Origin of the sequence: Kushneria konosiri, assembly GCF_002155145.1 — a bacterium.
In the GTDB taxonomy this organism is placed as follows: Bacteria; Pseudomonadota; Gammaproteobacteria; order Pseudomonadales; family Halomonadaceae; genus Kushneria; species Kushneria konosiri.
Genome location: NZ_CP021323.1, coordinates 2,488,846 through 2,514,055, shown reverse-complemented (window position 1 = coordinate 2,514,055; position 25,210 = coordinate 2,488,846). Strand labels below are relative to the sequence as shown.

Annotated in this window: 21 protein-coding genes, 3 tRNA genes and 1 pseudogene; 4 read left to right on the top strand and 21 right to left on the bottom strand. The window is 58.9% G+C overall.

Annotated elements, in window-relative coordinates; all coding sequences use genetic code 11:
- Positions 1-18: 18 nt before the first annotated feature.
- On the bottom strand, positions 19-1,146 hold the full coding sequence (locus B9G99_RS11610) for a phospholipase D-like domain-containing protein (protein WP_086622298.1): 1,128 nt from the start codon (positions 1,144-1,146) through the stop codon (positions 19-21).
- Between the two features lie 139 nt (positions 1,147-1,285).
- On the opposite strand from B9G99_RS11610, the gene plsB reads away from it, so the two are divergent.
- Entirely contained in the window at positions 1,286-3,763 is a 2,478-nt protein-coding gene (gene plsB, locus B9G99_RS11605) for a glycerol-3-phosphate 1-O-acyltransferase PlsB (protein WP_086622297.1), read from the top strand.
- Here plsB and B9G99_RS11600 read toward each other — a convergent pair.
- The 8 genes from B9G99_RS11600 to B9G99_RS11565 form a co-directional block, all read right to left on the bottom strand.
- Complete coding sequence (locus B9G99_RS11600) at positions 3,755-4,546, bottom strand: class I SAM-dependent methyltransferase (protein ID WP_086622296.1); 792 nt, start codon at positions 4,544-4,546, stop codon at positions 3,755-3,757. The genes plsB and B9G99_RS11600 overlap by 9 nt on opposite strands.
- Positions 4,543-5,340 carry an undecaprenyl-diphosphate phosphatase gene (locus B9G99_RS11595; RefSeq protein ID WP_086622295.1) on the bottom strand — a complete coding sequence of 266 codons (798 nt, stop codon included), beginning with the start codon at positions 5,338-5,340 and terminating at the stop codon, positions 4,543-4,545. Before B9G99_RS11595 ends, B9G99_RS11600 begins: the two co-directional genes overlap by 4 nt.
- Before the next feature lie 11 nt (positions 5,341-5,351).
- The gene (gene tsaB, locus B9G99_RS11590) at positions 5,352-6,035 is read right to left on the bottom strand and encodes a tRNA (adenosine(37)-N6)-threonylcarbamoyltransferase complex dimerization subunit type 1 TsaB (RefSeq protein WP_086622294.1); all 684 of its coding nucleotides are present in this window, start codon (positions 6,033-6,035) and stop codon (positions 5,352-5,354) included.
- A 286-nt stretch (positions 6,036-6,321) separates the two neighbouring features.
- Positions 6,322-6,978: an adenylate kinase gene (gene adk / locus B9G99_RS11585; protein ID WP_086622293.1), complete on the bottom strand. Its 657-nt coding sequence runs from the start codon at positions 6,976-6,978 to the stop codon at positions 6,322-6,324.
- Positions 6,979-7,192: 214 nt separating this feature from the next.
- Positions 7,193-9,361 carry a dihydrolipoyllysine-residue acetyltransferase gene (gene aceF / locus B9G99_RS11580; protein WP_086622292.1) on the bottom strand — a complete coding sequence of 723 codons (2,169 nt, stop codon included), beginning with the start codon at positions 9,359-9,361 and terminating at the stop codon, positions 7,193-7,195.
- Positions 9,362-9,444: 83 nt separating this feature from the next.
- A complete protein-coding gene (aceE, locus tag B9G99_RS11575) occupies positions 9,445-12,126 on the bottom strand; it encodes a pyruvate dehydrogenase (acetyl-transferring), homodimeric type (protein WP_086622291.1) in 2,682 nt (893 codons plus the stop codon).
- A gap of 425 nt (positions 12,127-12,551) precedes the next feature.
- Positions 12,552-13,088, bottom strand: coding sequence for a 1,6-anhydro-N-acetylmuramyl-L-alanine amidase AmpD (gene ampD, locus B9G99_RS11570; RefSeq protein WP_086623452.1), 537 nt, complete (start codon positions 13,086-13,088; stop codon positions 12,552-12,554).
- A gap of 35 nt (positions 13,089-13,123) precedes the next feature.
- Positions 13,124-13,624 carry a hypothetical protein gene (locus tag B9G99_RS11565; RefSeq protein WP_086622290.1) on the bottom strand — a complete coding sequence of 167 codons (501 nt, stop codon included), beginning with the start codon at positions 13,622-13,624 and terminating at the stop codon, positions 13,124-13,126.
- A gap of 158 nt (positions 13,625-13,782) precedes the next feature.
- On the opposite strand from B9G99_RS11565, the gene tsaA reads away from it, so the two are divergent.
- Complete coding sequence (tsaA, locus tag B9G99_RS11560) at positions 13,783-14,529, top strand: tRNA (N6-threonylcarbamoyladenosine(37)-N6)-methyltransferase TrmO (RefSeq protein WP_158521492.1); 747 nt, start codon at positions 13,783-13,785, stop codon at positions 14,527-14,529.
- Positions 14,530-14,568: 39 nt separating this feature from the next.
- Here tsaA and purC read toward each other — a convergent pair whose 3' ends face one another.
- The 4 genes from purC to dapA all read right to left on the bottom strand — a co-directional run bounded on the left by purC (position 14,569) and on the right by dapA (position 17,958).
- A complete protein-coding gene (purC, locus tag B9G99_RS11555; protein WP_086622289.1) occupies positions 14,569-15,294 on the bottom strand; it encodes a phosphoribosylaminoimidazolesuccinocarboxamide synthase in 726 nt (241 codons plus the stop codon).
- A gap of 89 nt (positions 15,295-15,383) precedes the next feature.
- Complete coding sequence (locus B9G99_RS11550) at positions 15,384-16,145, bottom strand: MBL fold metallo-hydrolase (protein WP_086622288.1); 762 nt, start codon at positions 16,143-16,145, stop codon at positions 15,384-15,386.
- Positions 16,145-17,077: an outer membrane protein assembly factor BamC gene (bamC, locus tag B9G99_RS11545; RefSeq protein WP_086622287.1), complete on the bottom strand. Its 933-nt coding sequence runs from the start codon at positions 17,075-17,077 to the stop codon at positions 16,145-16,147. The genes B9G99_RS11550 and bamC overlap by 1 nt, the downstream gene beginning before the upstream one ends.
- Positions 17,074-17,958, bottom strand: coding sequence for a 4-hydroxy-tetrahydrodipicolinate synthase (gene dapA / locus B9G99_RS11540; protein WP_086622286.1), 885 nt, complete (start codon positions 17,956-17,958; stop codon positions 17,074-17,076). The genes bamC and dapA overlap by 4 nt, the downstream gene beginning before the upstream one ends.
- 314 nt (positions 17,959-18,272) lie before the next feature.
- Between dapA and B9G99_RS11535 the strand changes: the two genes are divergently transcribed.
- Positions 18,273-18,749, top strand: coding sequence for a peroxiredoxin (locus B9G99_RS11535; RefSeq protein ID WP_086622285.1), 477 nt, complete (start codon positions 18,273-18,275; stop codon positions 18,747-18,749).
- Between the two features lie 40 nt (positions 18,750-18,789).
- On the opposite strand, the gene B9G99_RS11530 is transcribed toward B9G99_RS11535, so the two are convergent.
- On the bottom strand, positions 18,790-19,881 hold the full coding sequence (locus tag B9G99_RS11530) for an AI-2E family transporter (RefSeq protein ID WP_086623450.1): 1,092 nt from the start codon (positions 19,879-19,881) through the stop codon (positions 18,790-18,792).
- 43 nt (positions 19,882-19,924) lie between these two features.
- Positions 19,925-20,191: a sulfurtransferase TusA family protein gene (locus B9G99_RS11525; RefSeq protein ID WP_335617605.1), complete on the bottom strand. Its 267-nt coding sequence runs from the start codon at positions 20,189-20,191 to the stop codon at positions 19,925-19,927.
- A gap of 134 nt (positions 20,192-20,325) precedes the next feature.
- Between B9G99_RS11525 and B9G99_RS11520 the strand changes: the two genes are divergently transcribed.
- Positions 20,326-21,777, top strand: a complete 1,452-nt coding sequence (locus B9G99_RS11520; RefSeq protein ID WP_086622284.1) for a M48 family metalloprotease — start codon at positions 20,326-20,328, stop codon at positions 21,775-21,777.
- Positions 21,778-21,863: 86 nt separating this feature from the next.
- On the opposite strand, the gene B9G99_RS11515 is transcribed toward B9G99_RS11520, so the two are convergent.
- The 6 genes and pseudogenes from B9G99_RS11515 to B9G99_RS11490 form a co-directional block, all read right to left on the bottom strand.
- A tRNA-Lys gene (locus tag B9G99_RS11515) sits at positions 21,864-21,938 on the bottom strand.
- A 46-nt stretch (positions 21,939-21,984) separates the two neighbouring features.
- Positions 21,985-22,059 (bottom strand) — tRNA-Lys (locus B9G99_RS11510).
- A gap of 47 nt (positions 22,060-22,106) precedes the next feature.
- A tRNA-Lys gene (locus B9G99_RS11505) sits at positions 22,107-22,181 on the bottom strand.
- A 298-nt stretch (positions 22,182-22,479) separates the two neighbouring features.
- Positions 22,480-23,325 (bottom strand): annotated as a pseudogene (gene rluB / locus B9G99_RS11500) (23S rRNA pseudouridine(2605) synthase RluB); the annotation flags it as partial.
- 8 nt (positions 23,326-23,333) lie between these two features.
- Positions 23,334-24,284 carry an SMC-Scp complex subunit ScpB gene (gene scpB, locus B9G99_RS11495; protein WP_086622282.1) on the bottom strand — a complete coding sequence of 317 codons (951 nt, stop codon included), beginning with the start codon at positions 24,282-24,284 and terminating at the stop codon, positions 23,334-23,336.
- Positions 24,281-25,165: a segregation and condensation protein A gene (locus tag B9G99_RS11490; protein ID WP_086622281.1), complete on the bottom strand. Its 885-nt coding sequence runs from the start codon at positions 25,163-25,165 to the stop codon at positions 24,281-24,283. Before B9G99_RS11490 ends, scpB begins: the two co-directional genes overlap by 4 nt.
- Positions 25,166-25,210: the final 45 nt, after the last annotated feature.

The following is a 25,210-nucleotide window of genomic DNA, read 5'->3' as shown; positions in this document are numbered from 1 at the left end:
GCGTCAAACGCCTTCTTCTCAACGCAGCCGCGTAATCAGGGCGTCCATCACACCATAGCCCCATTCACGCAACCGCTGGCGCCGCGAGCGCGATGCCCAGCGGTCTGCGCTGATTTCATTACACTGGGTGAAACAGTGCTCAAACAGCTCGCCCAGCTCGGTGGCAAACCCCGGATCATCAATTTCCTGATTGGCCTCCAGATTCCACCGCAGACTCCAGTGGTCGAAATTGCAAGAGCCGACGGTAGCCCAGCCATCACACAGGCTGAACTTGGCATGAATAAAGCGCGGCTGAAACTCGAAAATGCGTACGCCAGAGCGTAAAAGCCGAGTGAAAAACCGCTGACCGGCATATCGCACGCTGGGATGGTCGTGGTCGCGCGCCGCCAGCAGCAATCTGACATCCACGCCTCGGCGCGCTGCCCGACGCAGCTGTTTTCTCAACGTGCGCGTAGGCACGAAATAGGGCGTACAGATCCAGATACGCTCATGGGCCGATCCGACCTGATGCTGTAAAGAGCGGCGTATGGCCTGATAGTGATACCCCTGCCCCCAGACCACGCGCCCGACCATATCGCCTTCGCAGCGCATCGGATTCGGTGCAATTACAGGAGCCTTGCTCTTTCGCCGGGTACCGGTGACGAAGTCCTGAGTATTGCGTGAGCGCCACACGCGATTAAACAGCTCGATCCAGTCATCGACACACGGTCCGGTGATGCGAATGGCCACTTCAAACCACGATCGAAGAAACTGATCACTCACCCCAAATCCACCTGTAAAGGCAGTATGTCCGTCAATAACGACCAGTTTTCGGTGATCACGCGAAATAAAACGTCCCAGATGTATGAGTGACAGGACATTGAATTCGCGCAGGGAAATGCCGGCGTCCACCAGACGTTGCTTGCTTTCATCAGAGAGTGACCACGAGCCGCAGGCATCGATCAGCAGCCGAACGTCAACACCGCGTGATGAAGCCTGAATCAAGGCCTCAAAGAATCGCTCGCCCATTTCGCCGTCTTCGACAATGTAGAGCTCGATCTGAATCGAGGCTCTGGCATGGTCAATGGCCTCAAGCAGTGCCGGCACAAAGCGGTCTGCCGTCGGCAACAGGATAAAATGATTGCCGTCATGCCACTGCTCTCTCATGGTATCTCTCCCCGCCTTGCCCCTTGGGCCATGTCGATTCTACCGGCGCTATACTATAGTGCCCTGTCACCGGATCGGTGCAGATCATCTCGTCAGGTCATCCAATCTTTCATCCCCCGATTCAGCGAGCAAACCAGCCATGTCTGAAACGTCTATACAGGGATTCTGGCAGCGCCTTGGATGTCGCCTGCTCGGTGTCTGGCTGCGTTTTCGCAGCATCGATCCCGAAGATCCAAAAACACTTGTCACCGGGCATGATCGACCCATCATCTACATATTACCGGTGTCGGCCCTGTCCGACCGTCTGGCACTGTCGATTTTCTGTCAGCGCCTTGGCCTGCCTTCTCCCGACAACCAAATCAGTCTGGCTAATGGAAGGCGCTTTCCGGCACACATGGCGTTGTTCGATGCCACGCACTATCGTCGCCATCGCGGTCATGTTGACCGTTCTACCTCGCTGGATCAGCTGATCACTGTACTGGAAGAGTATCCCGACAGTGACGTGGAGCTGGTGCCGGTGACGCTGTTCTGGGGGCGCGCGCCGCAGCGTGAGCGCGTCGGCCTGCGCCATTTGCTGACTGCCGATGGCTGGTCGCTGGTAGGCCGCCTGCAGCGACTGGCAGGCGTGATCATCAATGGCCGCTCGCTTGAAATTCGTCTGGGAGAACCGGCGTCGCTGCGCACGCTGATGGCACACGGCGACGTTGACGAGCAGTTCAACCGCATCCGCATTACCCGCTTTCTACGACGATATTTTCGACGCGTTCGACTTCAGGCCATTGGGCCCGACCTGTCACATCGTCGCACACTGATTCGACGAGTATTGCGCCAGCCCGCTGTTCTCGCAGCGGCACACGACAGCGCACTGGAGCGAGGCGAAAAGGATGAGCGCGCCCTGCAGCGTGCCGAGCGCTATGGTTTTGAAATCGCCGCCAACATGTCCGCCCCGGTACTGCGCTTTCTTTACCAGGCACTGGGGCGACTCTGGAACCGTCTCTATGACGGCGTCGATGTGCACGGCATTGAGGATGTCGAGGCACTGGCAGGCACCCATGAGCTGGTTTATGTTCCCTGTCACCGCAGCCACATCGACTATCTGCTGCTCTCCTATGTGCTCTATCAGCAGGGGCTGATGCCGCCACATATTGCGGCCGGGCGCAATCTCGACATGCCTCTGATCGGCCCGCTGCTGCGACGTGCCGGCGCCTTTTTCATGCGTCGAAGCTTCAAGGGTAATCGGCTCTATGCCGCCGTGTTCAACGAATACCTGCATCAGCTGCTGTCGCAGGGCCACCCGGTTGAATACTTCATCGAGGGCGGACGCTCGCGCACCGGTCGTATGCTCTCGCCAAAGCCTGGCATGCTGTCGATGACGCTGCGCTCTCATGCCCGCGCACCAGGGCGTGAGATGGCCTTTGTGCCGATCTATATCGGCTATGAAAAGGTGCTTGAATCCAACGCCTACATCCGCGAGCTGCGCACCGGCAAAAAACGCAAGGAGACCCCACTGGGGCTGCTGCGCGTGCTGCGTCATCTGCGCCAGCCCTTCGGGCGCGTTCAGGTCAGCGTCGGGGAGCCACTGGTGCTGGGCAGCTACTTGGATCAGCGCTTTCCCGACTGGCGCTCGCAAGAAGCCGGGAGCGAGGCCGACTGGCTGCGCGAGGCGGTGCCGGAGCTGAGTCTCGAAATCGCCACCCGCATCAATCACGCCGCCGCGCTGACCCCCATTTCGATGGTCGCCCTGACGATCCTGGCCACGCCTCATCGCACCATCGAAATTGATCTGCTCATGCGCCAGCTCAAGACGCTTTACGCCCTTCAGGCGCAGCTGCCGGGGGGCAAGCGTGTTCGGCTACCCGAACAGGGGCCGCCGGAATGGCTGGCACGCAGCGAATATCTGGGGATGGTCAGCCGTATCGAGCATTCACTGGGCGACCTGATCACGGTCAGCGACGAGCGCGCGCCCCTGCTGACGTGGTATCGCAACAATGTCCTGCATCTTTTTGCCCTTCACGCTCTGGTGGCCTTTGCCTTTCGCAACAACGCACGCCTTGATTTCATGACCCTTGAGCGTTTGCTCGCGCCCATCTGGCCGGCGCTTCAGCAGGAGTTCTTCATCGAGGCGGATGACAAGGATTTCACCGAACACCTGCGTGGCGTGCTGGACGTGTTCATAGCGCTGGGACTTTTAAAAGGCAATGGGGACACCTGGCAGCGCCCCGAAACGGGCGATGAAGCACGTGAGCGGCTTTACCTGCTCGGACGAGCCATTCAGCCCACGCTTGAGCGGGGCTTCATTCTCTTTTCGACGTTGATGCACTACCCCAGCGGCACCATCAGTCGGGAAATGCTGGAAGCGCAGAGTCAGCTACTGGCAGAGCGGCTGACGCGACTGCAGGGCCTCAACGCACCGGAATTCTTTGATCGACGCCTGTTTGCAGGCCTGCTCGACAGTCTGGAGCGCGATGGCTGGCTCTGGCAGTCACAGGAGAAGCTCAATTTTGATGCCCGGCTGCCCGAAGCGCTGATGAAAAGCCGCACCCTGTTTGATCCGGCCCTGCGTCATCGCCTGACAGAACTGACCGCAGGACGTTCGCATACAGAATCCTCAGCGTGAAGGCTTCAGGGAGCGATGGACATAAAGGTCATAGCGGCTGTTTTTGGAGACGATTTCGTGGCTGGGTGACGGCCCTTCGATAGGCGGTGCTCCCTTGGGCCTTTTCACCACAACCCGGTGGGTCGCCAGATCGAGCGCCTGAGCCAGCAGCCGCGGCGCATCTGCATCATCGCCCACCAGGCGACGAAACAGGCGCATTTCCTTTTTCACCAGCGCCGACTTGTCCTGATGCGGATACATGGGATCCAGATGAATGACCTGAGGTGCAACGCTTGAGGCAGCGATCAGTGCTGACAGCGTTTGACTGCTGTCACCTTCTGCAAAAAAAAGTCGCTGTGTCAGCGCGTTCAGAGCTTCCTGCCTGCGCGCCCGTTCCAGAGCATCCAACAGCAGGGCCGCCACCGCTGGATGGCGCTCGATCATCAGGACACGCGAGCCAAGCGAGGCCAGTACTGCACTGTCGCGACCCAGCCCCGCCGTGGCATCGATGATGTCCGGTGATATGCCCTGCTTCAGCCCGCAGGCGCGGGCAATCAACTGTCCGCGCCCGCCGCCGAACTCACGGCGGTGAGCCACACTACCACCGACCAGATCCGCCCGAATCGGCGCACCGAACTGGCGTTTATCACCGCCCAGCACCAGCCCCTGCTCACCGTAGTGCAGCCATAGATCATCACTGCCCGGCGTCGATGTCAGAGCCAGCCCCAACCGCTGCGCCAGGGCGTGGCTTCGGGCATCTTCACCCAGCACCACCGGACGGGTAATGGCATTAGATGATGTCATGCCAGAAAGAGAAACAGGAACACGCCCAGAATCATGCGATAGATGACAAAGGGCAACATGCCGATGCGATCCAGCGCGGCCAGAAAGAGCTTGATACAGGCCAGCGCCGACAAAAAGGAGAGAACAACACCGCCGAGGATGGGCAGCCAGTGGGCATCCGCACCAGTCTCGGCAAGTTCGATACCCTTGAAAAGCCCTGCTGCCAGAATCAGCGGAATCGACATCAGAAAGGAAAAGCGCGCTGCGGTCTGGCGGGTATAGCCCAGAAGCAGTGCCGCCGTGATGGTAATCCCTGAACGGGAAGTGCCCGGAATCAGTGCCAGCGCCTGGGCAAAACCGATGAGTACCGCATTTTTCAGCGTCATCTGGGACATGACGAGCTTTCGGATGCCCTTGACGTCTGCCCACCACAGCAGCAGACCAAAGACGATGGTCGTGGTCGCGATTACCAGTCCCGACCGGGCATAGGTGCTGATCAGATCATCGGCCAGAAAGCCCAGAATGCCGGCCGGCAGGGTGGCAGCAATCACGGCCCAGCCAATGCGGGCTTCCTCGCTCGGACGGCGCTTGAACACATGCGCAAACCAGCCGCCCAGAATGGAAATGACATCCTTGCGAAAGGCCATCAACACGGCCAGAAGCGTGCCCACATGGACGGCAACGTCAAATGCCAGCCCCTGATCGGGCCAGCCAAAAAGCTGTGATGGCAAAATCAGATGTGCCGATGACGACACAGGCAGAAATTCGGAGATGCCCTGAATCAGGGAAAGCACCACCACATGTAACCAATCCATAAAAAGCATCCTTAGCGCTTGCTTGAAACAACCTGATCACGCAGATAAATGGGAAGGGCCTCCTGAGGACTGGTGATCAGTCCCGAGGCAAGATCCATGGCGGCCAGCTGCGCAATATCACAGGCTTCAGGGTCTCGGGACTCGATGCTGGTCCCGATGCACTCCCGAACGTCGAGCGATAATCCATCCATGAGGGCGACACCGCTGCCGATCATGGTAATGGACCCGGGCGTACACGACGGCAGCACAAGTGCGCCAGGCGCCATGACGGCATCATCCAGCACGGCTTTCAACTGCCCCTGCTCGACCTGATAAAGAGCGACGTACAGTTCTCCCAGACGCGCATCCAGCGCCGGCATGACAAGGCTTGCGCCATCACGCTGGCAGGCGCTCCGGGCCAGCGCCCTGAGCGTCGAAACGCCCAATAGCGGACATCCCAGACCATAGGCGATACCCTGCGCCACCCCGGCCGCGATACGAATACCGGTAAACGAGCCCGGCCCGTGCCCATAGGCGATTGCGTCCAGTGAGGTACGGGCAATACCGGCCTCATCGAGAAGGGCATCAATCATGGGCATGAGACGACGGGTATGACCGCGAGGAGCATGCTCCACTCTGCTGATCACATGACCGTCCATCCAGAGGGCGACAGAACAGGCAGAAGAGGAAGCATCAAGGGCCAGCAGGCTAGTCATGGGCTCGCTACGTCAGAGTCGAAAATGAGGCGGCATTATACGTAGGTATTGCAACGCTCGTCCAAAACGCTTTCGAGACTGCGTTTACATGGGACGTCCCTGCCGCTGCGCAGTGGTGCGGGCCATGGCAGCCGCGCATCATGACACTGCTGTAAAAGAGACACCATGCTCGCCTGGATATTCGGTGGAAACCTTGGGAAAAATGCGTCACCGCGCATTTAAAAAAGAAAAAACCGCACACCCGAAAGGCATGCGGTCTTTTGCAAAACACTCACGCGATCATTGATCAGGAAGAGAGCGCCTTGATCACCTGGGCTCGAATATCTTCAACACTTCCCACACCCTCGATGCGATGGAAGGCCGGTGCCTGCTGGGGCGCCTGCTCCTGCCACTGCTGATAATACGCAATCAGAGGCTCGGTCTGGTCATGATAAACCTCCAGACGATGACGTACGGTCTCTTCGCGATCATCTTCACGCTGGATCAGCGGCTCACCGGTTTCATTATCGATATCGGCCTGTAGCGGCGGCTGGTTATCGACATGGTAGACACGTCCCGACCCGGGGTGAACACGACGTCCGGAAAGGCGGTTGATGATCTCTTCGTCGGCCACATGAATTTCAAGAACATGATCCAGATCGATCCCGGCTTCCTTCAAGGCGTCCGCCTGCACAATCGTGCGGGGAAAGCCGTCAAAAAGGAATCCATTGGCACAGTCAGGCTGTGCGATACGCTCTCTGACCAGCTCGATGATCAGATCATCGGAGACAAGCTGGCCGGAAGACATGATCTCCTTGACCCTCAGACCCAGCTCATTGCCTTCCTTGACAGCGGCCCGCAGCATATCGCCGGTCGAAATCTGGACGATATCGAAGCGTTCGCAGATGAATCGGGCCTGCGTCCCCTTACCCGCACCAGGGGCTCCCAACAGGATCAAACGCATGAAAAACCGCTCCTCAATAAATGACTCATGATCCAGGCCAGCCCCGGCAGACCATTACCACAGGGGGGCCATTCAAAAATAAAACGCAACAATAACGACAGGCGCCCTGCAGGCACAAGCGAAGTCGAAGGCTCTGCGACATATTGACGAGCCAGCCCCACGGCGCACCGACAAAAAGGGCGGCCCCCGGGCCGCCCTTTGGCACTTTCTGTCGTTACATGGTCAATCGACGAATGTCCGTCAGAATCGAGGCCAGGTACGCTGTAAAGCGCGCCGCATCGGCCCCGTTGACGGCTCGGTGATCGTAGGACAGCGACAGCGGACACATCAGCCGCGGCTTGAATTCGCTGCCGTTCCACACCGGCTTCATCTGTGATTTCGATACGCCCAGAATGGCCACCTCAGGCGCATTGACGATGGGCGTGAACGCCGTACCGCCAATCGATCCCAGGCTCGAAATGGTAAAGCAGCCGCCCTGCATCTCGTCGCGCTTGAGCTTGCCTTCCTGAGCCCGACCGGCAAGATCGATCACTTCCCTGGCCAGCTCGACAATGCCCTTTTGATCCACATTACGGATCACCGGCACCATCAGGCCGTTGGGCGTGTCGACCGCCACACCAATGTTGAAATACTTCTTCTGGATCAGCTTGTCGCCATCCGGGTGCAGCGAGACGTTGAACTGCGGGAACTTTGCCAGCGCATGCGCCGCCGCCTTGATCATGAACGGCAGTGGGGTCAACTTCGCGCCCTGCTGGGCCGCCTCATCCTTCATCGCCTTGCGGAAGGCCTCAAGCTCGGTGATATCGGCCTCGTCGAACTGGGTCACGTGTGGCACGTTGAGCCAGCTGCGATGCAGGTTGGTCGCACCGGCCTTCATCAGACGACCCATCGGCTTTTCTTCGATCTCGCCAAACTGGCTGAAATCGACCGCCGGGATCGGCGGGATGCCGGCACCGCCCTGAGCCTGCGAGGACGGTTGTGCCGAAGCACCGCCACCCTTCTTGCGATCACTCATGACCTGCTTGACGAAGGCGTCCACGTCTTCTTTCAGTACGCGCCCTTTCGGACCGCTGGCCTTGACCTCGGAGAGTTCTACGCCCAGTTCACGCGCCATCAAACGAACGGCAGGGCCAGCATGAACACTGCTGCCAGAGCTGCCTTCGCCCTGCTTGCGACGGGCCTCGGGACCGGGTTCACCGCCATACTCGCCCTGATCCTTCTTCGCCTGATCATCCGACGCATCCTGCTTGCCGCTCTCTTTTTTCGAGCTGCTGGATTTGCCTTTTGAATCAGAGGACTTTTTGGCCGAATCATCGGACTTTTTCTTCGAATCCGACTTGTCACCGGAAGACTTTTTGGCCGGACTCTTTGACTTGCTGCCGGCCACTTCGATATAGCCGATCAGATCGCCTTCGGAGACGGTGTCGCCTTCCTTGACGCTGACTTCCACCACCTTGCCCTTGAAGGGGCTGGGAATGTCCATGGAGGCCTTGTCAGACTCCAAGGTGATCAGTGCGTCTTCCTCGTTGATCTCATCGCCTTCACTGATCGAGACTTCGATGATTTCAACGTTGTCGCTGCCGCCAATATCCGGAACGCGCAGTTCCTGACGACCGCCTTCACTGTCGTCATCTTCGGCGTCATCGCTTTCCTCGGTGGCGTCGGCGTCTTCTTCATGGTCTGCACCATCGGCGCCGTCGTCATCAGAGGTGTCTTCATCGGCATCCTCATCGCCTTCACCGGCAATTTCCATGGTGCCGATCAGATCGCCCTCGGAGACGGTATCGCCTTCCTTGAGCTCGAGCGAGACCAGCTTGCCGCTATAGGGGCTGGGTACATCCATCGAGGCCTTGTCGGACTCCAGGGTAATCAGCGCGTCTTCCTCGCTGATGTCATCCCCTTCGCTGACCGCGATCTCGATGATTTCGACGTTTTCGCTACCGCCGATGTCCGGAACACGTACTTCTACCGTACGCTTGCCGCTCTTGCCGGAGGACTTTTTAGGTTTGCTGTCCTCTTCAACCTCTGATTCGTCGGCTTCCGCCTCCTCCTCGAGATGCTCGGCATCGCGGCTGTCCTTGACCGATGACTTGTCATCATCGCTTTCGTCTGACTCACCGTCGTTCTCATCAGCGTCGCCATCACTCTCGGCTTCAAGCTCGAGAATGTCGTCGCCTTCGGACACCTTGTCCCCTTCGCTGACCAGTACCTTTTTGACCTTGCCGGCCTTCGGTGCGGGGATATCCATGCTGGCCTTGTCGGACTCCAGCACGATCATGGTATCTTCGGCTTCGATCGTATCGCCGGCCTGAACGGAGATCTCGATGATCTCGACGCCCTCGCTGCCCCCGATGTCGGGTACCTTAATGATTTCACTACTCAAGGTCGCGCTCCTTATCACCTGGCCGTTGCCATGACCGGGTGAGCCTGTCGCTCACCCGGCGGCACTTTTGTGAGACAGGCGCCTCAGCTCACCAGCGGATTGGGTTTGCTGGGGTCGATGTCATATTTTTTCATCGCGTCACTGACAGTCTTGGCATCGATCTCGCCACGATTGGCCAGCGCACGCAGCGCCAGTACGGTGACAAAATAGCGATCGACTTCAAAGAAACGACGCAGATGTTCGCGCGTGTCCGAGCGACCGAAACCATCGGTGCCCAGAACGTGGAAGTCGGACGGCACCCACGCACGCACCTGATCAGCATAGAGCTTCATGTAGTCCGTGGAAGCAATGACCGGCCCCTCGCGACCTTCAAGGCAGCTCGTGACCCACGGCTTTTCCTGATCGCCTTCAGGGTTGAGGAACTGCTGACGATCATACTCCAGCGCTTCACGACGCAGCTCGTTGAAACTGGTCACGCTCCAGACGTCAGCGACCACGTTGAAGTCATCGCGCAGCAGCTCGGCGGCCGCTTCGACTTCACGCAGGATGGTGCCCCCGCCCAGCAGCTGGACACGCGGCTGCTTCTTGTCGCTCTTGCCTTCCTGGAGCAGGTACATGCCACGAATGATGCCTTCCTCGCTGCCTTCCGGCATTTCGGGATGGACATAGTTTTCGTTCATGACCGTCAGGTAGTAGAAGCAGCTTTCACGGTCCTGATACATGCGCTTGAGACCGTCCTGCATGATGACCGCCAGCTCATGGCCATAGCAGGGATCATAGGCACGACAGTTGGGGACCGTGGACATCAGGATATGGCTGTGGCCGTCCTGGTGCTGCAGACCTTCACCATTGATGGTGGTGCGTCCGGCAGTGCCGCCTACCATGAAACCGCGAGCCTGGAGATCGCCGGCCGCCCAGACCAGGTCACCGATACGCTGATAGCCAAACATCGAGTAGTAGATGTAAAACGGCAACAGCGGGACATGATGGTTGGCATAGGAGGTCGCCGCCGCGATCCAGGCCGCCATCGAGCCAGCCTCGTTGATGCCTTCCTCGAGGATCTGACCCTTCTGATCCTCGCGGTAGTACATGATCTGGCCGGTATCCATCGGCTCGTACTTCTGGCCTTCTGCCGCGTAGATACCGATCTGACGGAACATGCCTTCCATGCCGAAGGTGCGCGCTTCATCCGGAATGATGGGCACGACCTGCTGACCGAACTGCTTGTTTTTCACAAGGCCGTTAAGAACGCGGACAAACGACATGGTGGTGGAGACTTCGCGATCACCGGAACCCTTGGTCTGGGTCGCAAACATCTTGTCATCCAGCCCCGGAATCTCGATGGACTCGAAATCATTCCTGCGCGCTGGCAGATAGCCGCCCAGCTGCTTGCGCCGCTGATGCAGATAGCGCATCTCCGGACTGTCGTCGTCAGGCTTGTAGTAGGGCATGCCCTCTTCAAGCTGCTTGTCGGAGACCGGAATACCAAAGCGGTCACGCATGACCTTCAGGGCATCGGTTTCCATCGACTTGATCTGGTGGGCTTCCATGTCGGCTTCGCCGCTGCCACCGCCCATGCCGTAACCCTTGACGGTATGCGCCAGAACGACCGTCGGACGATCACCGGCATTGTTGACGGCTTCATGGTAGGCCGCATACATCTTCTGCGGGTCATGACCACCGCGATTGAGGCGATAGATATCCTCATCGGAGTAGTCCTTGACCATTTCGGCAGTCTCCGGATACTTGCCGAAGAAGTTCTCGCGGGTATAGGCGCCGCCACGAGCCTTGAAGTTCTGGTACTCGCCGTCGACCGCTTCATCCATGCGCTTTTGCATCATGCCCTTGCTGTCCTGTTCGAACAGCGGGTCCCACAGACCGCCCCAGACGACCTTGATGACGTTCCAGCCGGCACCACGGAACATGCCTTCCAGCTCATCCATGATACGGCCGTTGCCACGTACCGGACCGTCCAGACGCTGCAGGTTGCAGTTGATGACAAAGATCAGGTTATTGAGCTTTTCACGGCTGGCCAGATGCAGTGAGCCGAGGGATTCAGGCTCGTCGCACTCGCCGTCACCCAAAAAGGCCCAGACCTTGCGATCACCCATATCGGCCAGACCACGCGCGTTCATGTACTTCATGACATGCGCCTGGTAGATGGCCTGGATCGGCCCCAGCCCCATCGATACGGTCGGGAACTGCCAATAGTCCGGCATCAGATAGGGATGCGGATAGGAAGAAAGGCCTTCAGCCAGGGCTTCCTGACGGAAGGTATCGAGCTGCTCTTCGGTCAGACGCCCTTCGAGAAAGGAGCGGGCATAGATACCGGGGGTCACATGGCCCTGTATGTAGACCAGGTCACCCTTTTGCTCATCGCTGTCAGCACGAAAGAAATGGTTGAAGCCCACTTCATAGAGCACGGAACAGGACATGTAGCTGGCCAGGTGGCCACCCAGTCCCTTGTGCTTTTTATTGGCGCGAATGACCTGCGCGACGCTGTTCCAGCGAATCGCGGAGCGAATCTTGCGCTCCATGAACATGTCACCGGGCAGCTTGGCTTCACGATGAACAGGAATGGTATTGCGATGAGGCGTGTTAACGGAGAACGGCGGCAGCTTGCCATCACGGCGCAAGCGATCAGCCAGACGGCTCAGAATATACTGAGCACGCTCCTCACCTTCACGATCCACTACCGATGTCAGGGCTTCCAACCACTCCCTTGTCTCGATCGGATCGTGATCTTCTCTTGCCTCCAGACTCATAGACGTCTCTCCGAATGAAGATAAGTTGTCAGCGGGCCCTTTTGGAGCCTCTGGCGCTTTCTAGGCGGGACAGGCACCCGATAGTTACAGGGGCCATGGTTTCCGGATACGTCAAACGATGGCATCGGATGTGCAGTACTGGTGCGGATAGCCATAAAGGCACTGCAACGGATTCCGACCCGTTAGCCATCAACGAAACAGGCAACACTTGAACATGGGCGCTCTGATTGGACGACGAAGATACCGTAAACATGAAGTCATGCCAATTCGCGTCTCCAGACGCAGCATGTGTGGCCACCCTCGGACAGTTCGACCCGGGCCGGCCGAGACAGCTCAAGGCCTGCTGAACACGATGGGTTGATACCGGACATTTTGCCAGAATAGACATGTCATACCGTATGGGCCAGCACCTGACGATGCGGCCTTCAGCCGGTCATGAGCTGCTCAAGATACTGCTGGTCAAAACTCGGCCCGGGGTCGGTCTTTCGAAGGGGTGCGATCTGCTCGTGGGTCACGGATTTTCGGGCATCAATGTGGGGATAGCGATACTCGAGCGCCAACAACACCTGCGCCAGGCGCTCGTACTGTGCATGAGTAAACGCGCGCCCGTCACCTTCAAGCTCGATACCGATACTGAAATCGTTGAGCGCCTGACGGCCCTGCCAGCGCGAACGACCGGCATGCCAGGCCCTTTGGTCAAAGGGAACAAACTGAACACAGCCACCATCGCGTCGAATCAGCAGGTGCGCCGAGACACGAAGTCCGCGTATTGACTGAAAAAAGGGATGCAAATCCCAATCCAGTTGATTGGTAAAAAGCGCCTCGATGTCATCACCGCCAAAAACCCCTGGCGGCAGACTGATCGAATGCAGCACGACCAGCGATATCTCGCCTCCGGGCCGCGTGTCCACATTGGGCGAACAGACCTGACGAGCGCCGGATAGATAATGATCAACAATCATGGTGTCCGGTCCTGTATCAAGCCTCATGATGCCAATCACCGGGAACCCTGTGGAGAAGCATCAAGACTCCGACTGGTATCACAGCGGGCATGGAACCCCTGAAGAAATGCTTCCCGGTCACCTTTTGATAAAAGCCCGATCGGCACAATGTGCGCCCGACGCTCCTTTCGAACATGCAAGACGATGCTACTGCTGCGTACCTTGTCGATATGGGTAATATCGCGAAAATCGATAGAGACCATGCGTGGTTTCCATGCCGCCCCTCCGATATAGCTCAAGCGCCGGGCTTCAAGCCTCAGCACCGGAGACAAGCGCCTGCGTACGGCCAGGTTGTTGCCGACCAGAAGCCCCCAGATCATCAAGGCAATCCCGATGGGACCTACCGGCCATATGCGTCCTGTCTGCCAGGCATGCACCAGCAGGGTAATACCGCCTGCTACCGAGAAGGCAAAGGCCACACCCAGCAGTGTGGTATTGATCTTTTTCTCGGTAAAAAGCATCGGCGTGCTACAGGCCGCGCCACTGTGATCCGTCATGATGGTTTATCCTTGCCTCGATACCCGCACGGGCCTGTTATAGGCTCGTGATGCCACCCGCGTTGGACATCAAAATAGCGTCATTTATCCCGAATACTGCAAAGCGAAGCCCGGCTGCCCATGATGTCGCTGGCACGCCTGAATGGCATAATCAATTCATGACAATACATGACACGCCCTTCTCCACCAGCGCCTCGATGGCTTTCGACATCATTGGCACCATTGAAAGCTGCTATCCGGACAAGTTCGGCATTCCGCGTCAACCGGGGCTGGCACCAAGTGCCACAGCCATTCTGCGCTTCAATACGCCGTTTGATCACCCGGATGGCGTGCGCGGGCTTGAACAGTTCAGTCACCTCTGGATCAGCTTCCTCTTCCACCAGAGCCCGAAGCGCTGGACGCCGTTGATACGCCCGCCGCGACTGGGCGGCAATGCCCGCATCGGTGTTTTCGCCTCACGTTCAACGCATCGACCCAACCGACTGGGCCTGTCGCTGGTAGAGCTGGTGGGCATTGAATATGCCCCGACACTGGCACTGATACTGCGTGGGCATGACCTGGTAGATGCCACCCCGGTTGTCGACATCAAGCCCTACCTGCCCTGGGCCGACAGCGTAGACAGTGCCCGGGCAGGCTTTGCCCCTGAACCGCCGCCGCTTTTGAAAGTTGAGTTCAGCGATGAGTGCCGGCAAACGCTCAACGAGCGAGCCGATGGTGAAAACCTTGCCGCCCTGATAGGTGAAGTACTGGCGCAGGACCCGCGCCCGGCCTATCGACGAAAAAAACACGATGACCGCCGCTATGGCGTTCGACTCTTTGATCTGGATGTGCGCTTTCATGTCGACGCCGGCAGCCATGGCCATGAAAGCATTATCGTGGTCGATAGACTGGTTCAAATGACCTGAAAGGACAGCGGCGATATACGCCGCCTGTCCGGGCACTGATCAGTCAATGGCCTGATCAAAGTCGATACCAATACGGCGTCCGACTTCTTCATAGGCTTCAATCACACCGCCCAGTCCCTGGCGAAACCGATCCTTGTCCATCTTTTCGCGGGTAGTGGCATCCCACAAACGGCAGCCGTCGGGCGAGAACTCATCTCCCAGAGTCACTTCGCCATGGAACAGGCCGAATTCGAGCTTGTAATCCACCAGCAGCAGGTTGCCGTTGAGAAAGAGCTTTTGCAGGATGTCATTGATCTGGAAGGTCAGCTCGCGGGCGCGCACCAGATGCTCGCGACGTGCCCAGCCAAAGGTCTCGGCCAGCGATTCGTTGATCATCGGGTCGCCCTTCTCATCATTTTTGAGAAAGAGCTCAAAGGTCGGCGGCTCAAGGGCAATCCCCTCTTCAACACCCAGCCGACGACACAGCCCGCCAGCAGCGATGTTTCTGACCACACACTCCACCGGCATCATGGTCAGACGCTTGACCTCACACTCGGTGTCCGAGCGCAGGCGTTCAAAGTGCACCGGAATGCCCGCTTCCTTCAAGGCGTTCATGATGAACGCGTTGAAGCGGTTATTGACGCGCCCCTTGCGTTCAAGCTGCTCGACCTTCTTGCCGTCAAAGGCACTGGTGTCGTCACGAAACTCGAGAATCAGGCGGTCCGGATCATCGGTTTCAAATACGGACTTGGCCTTGCCCGCATAAAGTTCCTGGCGTTTTTCCACGAAAGTCTCCGGCAGGGAATCAGAAGGTGATTAAAAAGAGACGGGCCGGCATTGACGGTCTGTCACGACCCGCCTGTCATGTCGTTGCATCAGCTGACCGACTGCCAGTCAACGGTGCGTCCCTGCTGAGCAATAACCAGACGCGACTCATCATTGTCCAGCAAGGGCCTTAACGCCTCAAAGGCAAGTTCGGGCAGATTATTCTTCTCCGACAGATGCGACGCAACCAGTCTTTGCAGGCGATCGGTACCCAGCGCCTGCAAAAGCTCCACGGCCTGCCGGTTGGAAAGATGCCCCAGTCGACCGCTGACGCGACGCTTGAGACTCGGCGGATAGGGGCCGTAGTCCAGCATTCGCGAATCATGATTGCATTCGATAAACAAGGCGTCGCACTGACGGTAGCGCTCGAGCACGTGCGGCGTGACCACGCCCAGATCTGTCAAAAGACCCAGTCGGTGCGCACCGGCCTGGATCAGATACTGGACCGGCTCTCGCGCATCATGAGGCACGGTGACCGGCGTAATATCGAAATCACCAATGCTCAGGGTATCTTCCGGCGTGATCAGCACCACTTCGATGACCGGATCCGGTTTTAGCGCCAGCCAGGTTCCAACGGTCATGTAGACCGTCAGATTAAACCGGCGTGCCAGTGCCGGTACCCCTCGAACGTGATCGATGTGCTCATGCGTTACCAGGATACCGGCCAGTGTGGCCGGATCCATGGCCAGTGTCTGCATGCGCCTGATCGCTTCGCGAATTCCAAAGCCGCAGTCGACCAGTAAATGGGTACCTGCACTGCTGACCAGTGTGGCATTGCCGCGACTGCCACTCCCCAGCGAGGCAAATCGCATCAGCGCAGAATCGAGGCCACACCATCGAGCAGGTCATGAGACGTTTGCTGATCAACCGGGTTGCCGGCACGGTCGGTCACGCTCACATAGGTAGCGTTATCGCCAGGCGACAGGTGCAGTTGATACTGCTGTGTCTCATCGCTGCTGCCCCGGAACGGAATCCAGCTGCTTTCCCCCTTGACGGTATATTCCACGGTGAACACCCGCTCGCTGCGATTCTGGTCGACCAGATGGCGGGTGGGGGTCTCATAATTGTTTTCCAGCTGCCAGGCCATTTCTGCCCAGGCACGCGGGAAGTCAAGCGCCAGCGCCAGACGCCAGTTATCATCGCGGCTTTCCAGACGAACGCGGTCGTTGCGAGACAGGTTCTGGGCCACCAGCGACACACCACTTTGCGGTGCGCCGGAGGAGAGATACTGGCTGACCTGGCTCAGACAGGCATCAACGCTCTCACCACCCTGCTGACAATAGACATCCGTGGTGTTGTTACGAATGCCCTGACGCACCGACAACACACCACGGTCGGTCGTGATCCGGCCGGTGTTGCCATCGATGTTCTGTACCTGATAGCCACTGGCGCGCACAAACTCCTGCAAACGTGGCCAGACGGCGCCCGGAGCCGCACTGACTACCAGCCAGCGGTTGCCATCCGCCTGACGGGGCTCGACAAACCGGGTTTCTCGATCGCTGGTCGACAGGGTCTGCGGCCGGGGCGGCTCATACCCATCGCGGCTTCTGATGAAATCATTGGAAGCGCGCGGCACCGGCATCGCATCCTGGTAGCGGGTCTGATCACGCGAGGCTGGCAGCTCAAGCGGCGCCGTCATTTCTGCATCGGCGTATTCGCTGTTGCGGTCATAGTAATAGCCGCCACCACAGCCACTCATCACAAGCAGCAAGGGCGTGACCATCATCCAGCGTGTCTTGCTCATTGATCCATCACTCCGGCCAGCTGCAGCGCCTCGGCTACGGTGGATTGGTAGCGTTCGGAAAGCCAGGTCAGGGGCAGACGAATACCGCTGTCCATCAAGCCAAGCTGATTGAGTGCCCATTTGACCGGGATCGGATTGGCCTCGATGCCCAGCACCGAGTGCAGCGGCATCAGGCGAGTATTGATCTGATGGGCACGGTCATAGTCACCGGCGGTGGCAGCGGCACAAAGATCATGCATCGCACGCGGTGCCACATTGGCGGAGACCGAGATGGCGCCATGGCCACCGGCCAGCATGAATTCGCAGGCCGTCGGATCATCTCCGGAGTAAAGGGCAAAGTCATGCCCCTTGAGGCGCTCGATCAGATCTTCGGCGCGCTCAAGATTGCCGGTCGCATCCTTGAGTCCCACGATATTGTCGATTGTTGCCAGACGCTGTGCGGTCTCGTTATAGAGATCCACGCCGGTACGGCTAGGGACGTTATACATGATAACCGGCAGATCGCAGGCCTGGGCCACGGCCTTGAAATGCTGATAAAGCCCTTCCTGGGTGGGGCGGTTGTAATAGGGCGTGACCGACAGGCAGTAGTCGGCACCGACCTCTTTTGCATAACGTGCCAGTTCCACGGCTTCTGCCGTGGCGTTGGCGCCGGTACCTGCAATGACGGGAACCCGGCCATTGACCGTTTCCACCACCGTGCGAATCACATCAAAATGCTCGGCAAAGCTCATGGTGGTAGGCTCGCCGGTCGTGCCGGCCGCCACAATGGCATCGGTGCCGTGCTCGAGATGCCAGCCTACAAGATGCCTCAGGGCGTCCCAGTCGATGGCCCCATCGGCTTTCATGGGCGTCGCCAGAGCGACCATGCTGCCAGTGATCATCCCGCCAACCTCTTCCTTTGAATTCGTTTGAAAGCGGCCCTGTCGAGGCCACCGATATGGACCGATGCCGGTACTGCCCGCCAATGCTGCAGGACATACGGGGTCGGTGATTACGCTGACGATGGTACTCGGCGCACCCCATGCTGTACAGACGCAGCCCGGCAGGAAAACACGCTCGCCTTCAGGCGCGGCTGATTTCACCGCCGGTCTCGGTTATTGTCTCAGGCCCTGGTTGACACGGCGTCGCCGCTTTGGCGCTGTCTCACGACAGGCCTGAAACCGCGACACCCTTTAATTTTCATGGGAGAACTGGCATGAGCATCACCATTGGCGCACCTGCCCCGGACATCACGCTGGAGGCTACTGGCAACACGAGCTTCAACCCGACCACCTTCAAGGGTGAGCAGGTCGTGATCTATTTTTATCCAAAGGATGCAACACCCGGCTGCACGACCGAGGGACAGGACTTTCGCGATCGCATGGCCGACTTCGAGCAGGCCGGAACGCGGGTTTTCGGCGTCTCGCGGGATTCGCTGCGCCGACATGAAAACTTCAAGGAGAAACAGGGCTTTCCCTTTGAGCTGGTCAGTGATCCGGAGGAAACCCTGTGTCGCGCCTTTGATGTCATCAAGCTCAAGAAACTTTATGGCAAGGAGCACGAGGGCATCGAGCGCAGCACCTTCCTGATCGACCGGGAGGGCAACATTGCCGCACAGTGGCGCAAGGTCAAGGTCGCAGGACATGTCGACGAAGTGCTGGCCGCAGCGCAGGCCCTCAACGCTGAAGGATAGGGCGCGATCATGGCCTTGCATGCTGGCAGGGCCATGGCCGTCACTCGGTGGCGACGGCACCTTCCTTGCGCAGCGCACTGGCCCCACGCGGCCAGGCAAACATCAGCGACTTGATCAGCGTGGCCAGCGGAATGGCAAAGAAGATCCCCCAGAAGCCCCAGATGCCGCCAAAAAAGAGCACGGCCAGAATAATGGCCACCGGATGCAGATTGACCACCTCTGAAAACAAAAGCGTCACCAGTACATTGCCATCAAGCGCCTGGATGATGGCGTAGGCCACCAGCACATACATGAACTGGGCATCAAATCCGAAGTGAAGCCCGGCCGAGGCCGCCACCGGCAGCGTGGCCGCCGCCGCGCCAATGTAGGGCACCAGCACGGACAGCCCGACCACGATCCCCAGCAGTACCGCATAGGGCAACCCCAGTGCCCAGAAGGTGAAAAAGGACACCACCCCCACAATCACGATCTCGATGAACTTGCCACGAATGAAATTGGCAATCTGGGTATCCATTTCACACCAGACCCGGGTCATCAGCAGGCGCTTTTTGGGCAATAGCGACAGGAAAAAGCCGATCAGCCGCTCACGGTCCTTGAGCATGAAAAAGACCAGAATTGGTACCAGCACCAGATAGATGATGACGCTCAGCACGCCTGCAAGCGAACTCAGCGACAGACCGACAACGCGACGCCCCAGCTGGGTGGCCTCCTGACTGGCCGTATTGATCAGATGCTGTACCTGATCAGGCGTGACAATACTGGGATAGCGCGCCTGCAGATCGCTCAGAAGCTCCTGACTGCGATACAACACCGCAGGCAAGCCCTGCACCAGTCGCGCAAACTGATCCCACACCATCGGAAAAATGATCAGGGCAAAAAACAGCATTGCCCCGACAAACATCAAAAGTACCAGACAGACGGCTGGCAGCCGCGAAAGCCCCAGCCGCTCAAGCCAGCGCACAACGCCCTGCAGCAAAAAGGCAAACACGAGTGCGGTAAAAAATGGCGCCAGCATACCGCCGAAAAAGATGATGATGGCAAATCCCAATACCAGCAGGGCACCCAGCGTGACCGCTTCCTCATCCGAGAGGTAGCGCTCCATGAAGTGGTTCCAGAGATTTTTGAAGGTCATCAAGTTATTGTCACCATGAGTGTCCATTCAGCGAGCGCCAACATCAGCATCCCTTGGTCAGTATGTAGTGCCAGGTGTCGCCCTCGTGTCGACGCCCGGCAAGCTGGTGCGCCGTGTGTGCCGCGAAGCTTTCAAAGTCACGCCACGAGCCGGGGTCTGTGCAAACCACGTACAGATGCTGCCCTTCCTTTAGCGATGCCAGTGCCTGACGCGCTTTCAAAAGCGGCATCGGACAGTCCAGTCCGGTAGCATCCAGCACCTGATCGGCAGCCTGTTTCATCTGACTGATATTCTCAAATGTTTCCAACACCACTGGCTCCCCTGCTGGTTGTAATCGGCACGATTTAAAGGCAACTTGATGCCACCGGCAACCTCTGCTGCCTGTCGCGGGCCGTCAGTCACTTCTGCCCTTTCATGTCCCCATCGCCATCCGGTAAGCATGTCATGTCAAGGCTCACGCGTTTTCGATGCATCATTACAGTAGCCCTGCTGCTTGGCAGTACCACCGCACCGGTAACGGCGCCCGCCGGACAGCTTCCGACACTCGGGGATGCGAACGGGAGCTACAGCAGTCAGGAAGAGTTTCGTCTCGGGCGAGCCTGGTTACGGGAGTTTCGGGCTCATGTCGGCCAGTGGCGCGACCCCATCACACAGGATTATCTCAACACGCTGGTGGCCAGGCTTTTGCCCAACAGCCAATTGAGCAATGTCACGCCTCTTGTCACCCTGGTCTCAAGCCGTACCCTCAACGCTTTTGCCGTACCCGGCGGTGTCATCGGCATCAATACGGGTCTTTTTGCCTACGCCCCCGATCAGGATGCCTTCGCCTCGGTCATTGCCCACGAAATGGGGCATCTCTCCCAGCACCACTTTGCCCGTGAGATGGCACGCAACGAACGTACCCAATTGCCGACCATGGCCGCCATGCTGGCCGGCATGGTGCTGGCCGCCGGCGGCGGTGGCAACCTGGGGATCGCTACCATGGCGGGCACGCAGGCCGCCGCCATGCAGAGCCAGCTGAGTTATTCGCGCCGATATGAACAGGAAGCCGACCGGGTCGGCCTGCAGGCCATGGCGCGTTCCGGGATGGACCCCATGGCCATGCCGCGCATGTTTGCCACCATGCAGCGCCTCTCGAGCATGCAGGGCAACACCCCACCCGAGTTCCTGCTGACCCACCCCATGACCGAGTCACGACTAAGCGACACCACCAGCCTGGCTCAGCAGTACCGGACCGGCAACATCGGTGATCCGGGCCCCGAGTATGACCTGATTCGTGCCCGGGCCATGCTGGCCATGAACATGAGTGACCCGGGCTTCGTGCGCACCCGTTTGAAACAGGACAAGGCGCATCCCATCGCCCTGCGCTATCTCGATGCCCTTGACGACAGCATCAATCAGCGCACCGATCAGGCACTGGCCACGTTTGACCAGCTTGCCAGAGAGGCCCCCGACATCCTGATGCTGCCGGCAAGCGCTGCCGATGCTGCACTGGACGCCGGGCGCCGCGAAGACGCCATTCGCCGCTGCGAGCGCATTCTGCGCCTGACACCCGGCTACTATCCGGCCCGGATCATTCAGGCCGAGGCTCAGCTGGGAATCAACCCCGCAAAGGCGTTTCAAAGCCTGCGTGCCCTGGCCGATACCCATGCAGAAGATCCGGATGTCTGGAACCTGCTAAGCGAAGCCGCCGGGCGCAGCAATCGCGAGGACTGGGGGCATCTGGCGCTGGCCGAGCAGCTTCAGCTCAAGGGAGATATTGAAGGCGGGCTGGAACAGCTGACACTGGCCGAAAAGGCATCAAGCCAAAGCGGTGATTACGCCCTGACCAGTCGCATTCGCGAACGGCGCAACGATTTCAAGCAGTATCAGGAAACACTGGAAAAATTCCGTTAGGCCTTCAAGGCAATGCCCCGCCCGACAAACCAGGTTAGACCCATACAAAAACGCCTCACCCGAAAGGGATGAGGCGTTTTTAAAACTGGTGGGTCGTGTAGGATTCGAACCTACGACCAATTGGTTAAAAGCCAACTGCTCTACCACTGAGCTAACGACCCGATAATCCGGCATACAGTGTGATGCCTGAAACAACGACGGTGCTTGTGGTGGGTCGTGTAGGATTCGAACCTACGACCAATTGGTTAAAAGCCAACTGCTCTACCACTGAGCTAACGACCCGACAATTCTGCCGATAATCACAAACATGCCATTATTTTTGCCGAGAATGGTGGGTCGTGTAGGATTCGAACCTACGACCAATTGGTTAAAAGCCAACTGCTCTACCACTGAGCTAACGACCCGCTCGACGGGCGCAAATACTACTTTGAAAGCATGCGCGATGCAAGCGCCACTTTCATGCGCCGCACATCAACGGCGTCCGCCGCCCTTTCGACCCGGCGGTGTGCCCGCGTTTCCCTTCTGCTGGCTGCCGCGGCGCTCCTGCCCCTTGTCGCCTTTGGCAGCACGGCGATTGCCTGCCGGTGCCGTAGAGCTCCAGTTGCCCAGCTCGCTGCGCTTGTCGTTGCGCTTCTCGCGAGGCGTCATGGGTCGCGGTTCATCACGGCGCTCGCTACGGCGAGGGCTGTTCTCCTGCGTGGCACTGCGTGCCGCTTCGGGCGTTTTGACGCCACGTACGGGACGACGCTTGTTCTTGTCGCGGTTCCAGCGATTTTTCTCATCAGGTGTCAGCGCCGGCACCTTGCGTTTTTCAAGCCCGGCAAGATCGGAGAGATCATCAACTTCCTGCTGTGTCAGCTCGGTCCACTCACCGGCCCGTGCGCGCTTGTCCAGAAAGACACTGCCGTAACGAACCCGCTTGAGTCGGCTGACCGTCAGTCCCTGGGACTCCCAGAGCCTGCGCACTTCGCGGTTGCGGCCTTCCATGATGACCACATGGAACCAGGTGTTGATGCCTTCACCACCGAACTCCTGCACGTCGGTAAAGCGTGCCGGTCCATCTTCCAGCATCACGCCCTCAACCATGGCGCGAACATGCTCGATGGTCACATCGCCCATGACCCGCACGGCATACTCGCGCTCGATCTGCATCGAGGGGTGCATCAAACGATTGGCCAGCTCGCCATCGGTCGTAAACAGCAGCAGACCGCTGGTATTGATATCGAGTCGACCGATGGCGATCCAGCGCTCACCGGACAGGCGCGGCAGATGCTCAAATACGGTACGACGGCCTTCCGGATCACGACGCGTGCAGAGCTCGCCTTCCGGCTTGTTATACATGATGACCCGCCGCGACGAAGCCTCGCTCGACTTCAGGGTGACCGGACGACCGTCCAGGGTGACCCGGGCATCATCAGCAATGCGATCGCCCAGTTTGGCCGTTTCGCCATTGACGCTGACGCGTCCGGCACCGATGGCGGCCTCCATCTCGCGCCTTGATCCCAGTCCGGCACGGGCCAGTACTTTTTGCAGCTTTTCAGTGTTCATGCGAAGTCTCAATCTTCTGGGTAACTGGTTTGCGTCGATGTCTCATCGGGCCCAGCATCCGGGCCGTCGCGATCTGCCTGGTCGCGCAGTCGCTCGGCCAGTCGTTGACCGATCTCATCAAGACTCGGGCTCTGACGTGAAGGCATCGGCGTCTCTATCGACGAGCGTTCGGATGGTCTCTGCTCACCTTCGGGCGAGTCAGTCAGCGCATCCTCGGTACTACTGCTGCCGCCCTCGGCAGCGTTCTGACTCAGGGTGTCCTGCCCGACAATCTCACCACGGTTTGCCAGGTCATCGGCGGACGCCTCATCAGCAGGCGTCTCGCTGTGAGCGTTAGCGCGGGCGCTGTCATCATCGGGCACTGCCTCTTCGGCATTCACCGTGGTCTCTGACGTTGATGCATTGGGCGTGAGTTGCTCAAGCCAGTCAACGGTTTCTCCTTCCTTTACCGCACTGATGGGCGGCAAAGCATCCAGCGTGCGCAGACCGAAATCATCGAGAAAGCTTCTGGTCGTTGCATAGACCGCCGGTCGACCGGGGACATCTCGGTGCCCCACGACCCGCACCCAGCCGCGCTCGACCAGAGTGCGCATGATCGAGGCGCTGACCGACACGCCTCGCACGTCTTCAATGTCGGCACGCGTGACCGGCTGGCGGTAGGCAATCAGGGCCAGTGTCTCCAGCAGCGCACGCGAATAGCGCTGCGGGCGCTCATCCCAGAGCCGCGATACCCAGGGAGAAAGCCTGTCACGCACCCGTAGACGAAAACCGGAGGCGGTCTCCTCAAGCACCAGCGCACTCTGCGCAAGACGCGCTTCCAGCGTCGATAGCGCCTCGCGCAGCGCTCGACGTCCGGGGCGGTCACTGTCATCGAAGACGGCCTCCAGCCGCTCGAGCGTCAGGGGCTCACCGGCCGCCAGCAATACGCCTTCAAGAATATGATCAAGCGGGGGCGTCATGACACCCCCGCCTTTTCGTCTATCTCGAAGGGCTGTTCGAGGGCATCTTCCTCACTGTCGTGCTGCTGCACCCGACCGCGCACGTGAATGGGGGACAGCGGCGCGTTCTGTACGATTTCGATCAATCGCTCCTTGCTGAGTTCCAGAATGGCCATAAAGGTCACCACGACCCCGGCCTTGCCCTCTTCGGGATCAAAAAGCGCTTCAAACGCGGTGAACTGCTCATCATTGATGCGCTCAAGAATGGCCATCATCCGCTCGCGGGTCGAGAGAACCTCGCGGGTAATCTGATGCTCCTGCTTGAAATCGGCGCGCTGCATGAGGGCCGACAGCGCCCCGAGAAGCTCCGACAGCTCGACGTCGGGATGCTGAACACGGGGCTGCAATACCGGCAGCCCGGCTTCGGCCTGATACCAGTCACGCCCCTGACGCGGCAGTTCATCGATAGCCTGAGCGGCCAGCTTGATCTGTTCGTACTCTTGCAGACGTCGCACCAGCGCAGCGGTCGGATCTTCCTCATCATCTTCTTCGCTGGCGCGGGGCGGTCGCGGCAGCAGCGTGCGCGACTTGATCTCGGCCAGCATGGCAGCCATCAAGAGATATTCAGCGGCCAGATCGATACCGCTGACCTTCATGAGCTCCACGTACTCGATATACTGACGGGTCACAGCGGCCACATTGACGGCCAGAATGTCGAGATTCTGGCGCCGGATCAGATACAGCAACAGATCCAGCGGCCCCTCGAAGGCTTCCAGAAAGACACGCAGCGCTTCCGGCGGGATATAAAGATCCTCCGGCATCTCATGCAGCGGCTCACCACCAACCATAACGGCAGGGGCAGCCTCGGGGGTCGGGCTGTGAAGATCACCGGACTGGGTCATGGGATGTGAGATGAAGGCTCAAGGGATACGGGGCATTGGCCCAAG

Bases quoted from the DNA above. Each gene is read 5' to 3' on its own strand.
- ampD (WP_086623452.1), bottom strand. From the start codon at position 13,088: ATGATTGTTGATCATTATCTATCCGGCGCTCGTCAGGTCTGTTCGCCC.
- adk (WP_086622293.1), bottom strand. From the start codon at position 6,978: ATGCGTTTGATCCTGTTGGGAGCCCCTGGTGCGGGTAAGGGGACGCAG.
- bamC (WP_086622287.1), bottom strand. From the start codon at position 17,077: ATGAGCAAGACACGCTGGATGATGGTCACGCCCTTGCTGCTTGTGATG.
- B9G99_RS11595 (WP_086622295.1), bottom strand. From the start codon at position 5,340: ATGGATTGGTTACATGTGGTGGTGCTTTCCCTGATTCAGGGCATCTCC.
- dapA (WP_086622286.1), bottom strand. From the start codon at position 17,958: ATGATCACTGGCAGCATGGTCGCTCTGGCGACGCCCATGAAAGCCGAT.
- tsaB (WP_086622294.1), bottom strand. From the start codon at position 6,035: ATGACTAGCCTGCTGGCCCTTGATGCTTCCTCTTCTGCCTGTTCTGTC.
- B9G99_RS11535 (WP_086622285.1), top strand. From the start codon at position 18,273: ATGAGCATCACCATTGGCGCACCTGCCCCGGACATCACGCTGGAGGCT.
- plsB (WP_086622297.1), top strand. From the start codon at position 1,286: ATGTCTGAAACGTCTATACAGGGATTCTGGCAGCGCCTTGGATGTCGC.
- scpB (WP_086622282.1), bottom strand. From the start codon at position 24,284: ATGACGCCCCCGCTTGATCATATTCTTGAAGGCGTATTGCTGGCGGCC.
- B9G99_RS11565 (WP_086622290.1), bottom strand. From the start codon at position 13,624: ATGACGGATCACAGTGGCGCGGCCTGTAGCACGCCGATGCTTTTTACC.
- aceE (WP_086622291.1), bottom strand. From the start codon at position 12,126: ATGAGTCTGGAGGCAAGAGAAGATCACGATCCGATCGAGACAAGGGAG.
- tsaA (WP_158521492.1), top strand. From the start codon at position 13,783: ATGACAATACATGACACGCCCTTCTCCACCAGCGCCTCGATGGCTTTC.
- B9G99_RS11520 (WP_086622284.1), top strand. From the start codon at position 20,326: ATGTCAAGGCTCACGCGTTTTCGATGCATCATTACAGTAGCCCTGCTG.
- B9G99_RS11490 (WP_086622281.1), bottom strand. From the start codon at position 25,165: ATGACCCAGTCCGGTGATCTTCACAGCCCGACCCCCGAGGCTGCCCCT.
- B9G99_RS11610 (WP_086622298.1), bottom strand. From the start codon at position 1,146: ATGAGAGAGCAGTGGCATGACGGCAATCATTTTATCCTGTTGCCGACG.
- B9G99_RS11550 (WP_086622288.1), bottom strand. From the start codon at position 16,145: ATGCGATTTGCCTCGCTGGGGAGTGGCAGTCGCGGCAATGCCACACTG.
- B9G99_RS11600 (WP_086622296.1), bottom strand. From the start codon at position 4,546: ATGACATCATCTAATGCCATTACCCGTCCGGTGGTGCTGGGTGAAGAT.
- B9G99_RS11530 (WP_086623450.1), bottom strand. From the start codon at position 19,881: ATGACCTTCAAAAATCTCTGGAACCACTTCATGGAGCGCTACCTCTCG.